Here is a 595-nt window from a genome sequence, read left to right as displayed (position 1 = left end):
GCGCCGACGTCGCCGTCGTCCTGGCCGCGTCCGCCGCGGTGTTCGAGCAGGCCTTCGCGTCGCTGAAGCGCGGCGGTCGACTCGTCTGCGTGGCGCTGCCGGCGGACGGGACGATGTCCGTCCCGATCTTCGACACCGTCCTCAAGGGCATCTCGATCATCGGGTCGATCGTCGGCACGCGGCAGGACCTCGCCGAGGTGTTCGCACTGCACGCGGCCGGTCGAACCCGTGTCGTGTCCGTCCGCCGCCCGCTGGCCGACGTGAACGACGCGATGGCGGACGTCCTCGCGGGACGTGTGCCGGCACGCATCGTCTTCGAGCTGCCGGCGATCGAACGCGAGGCCGTCGTGCTCCGACCCGACGAGCGGGTCGGACGATGACCACCGCCCCGCCGCCGGACCACGTGCCGGACGACGAACTCGTGGTCCGGCTCGACGCCGACCAGTGCTGGGAACGGCTGCACCGCTCCCGTACCGCGCGCGTCGCGTTCCGCACCGAGGAATCGCTCGAGGTGATCCCGGTCAACTACGTGGCCGAGGACCGACGGCTGGTGTTCGCCACGTCGAGCACCGTCATCCTCGACGCCGTGCACGCC

2 protein-coding genes are annotated in these 595 nt (G+C 71.6%); both read left to right on the top strand.

Going from position 1 to position 595, the window contains the following annotated elements; all coding sequences use genetic code 11:
• Nucleotides 1-380 (top strand): zinc-binding dehydrogenase (locus BIV03_RS12905; protein ID WP_139201970.1); only part of this gene is annotated, 380 nt, incomplete at its 5' end.
• On the top strand, nt 377-595 hold a 219-nt coding region (locus tag BIV03_RS12900), incomplete at its 3' end, for a pyridoxamine 5'-phosphate oxidase family protein (RefSeq protein WP_139201969.1). The genes BIV03_RS12905 and BIV03_RS12900, both read left to right, overlap by 4 nt.

This window comes from Curtobacterium sp. MCBA15_016 (assembly GCF_001865105.1).
Taxonomy (GTDB): Bacteria; Actinomycetota; Actinomycetes; order Actinomycetales; family Microbacteriaceae; genus Curtobacterium.
Note: the sequence above shows the minus strand (reverse complement) of the source record. Positions and strands in the feature narration are given on the sequence as shown.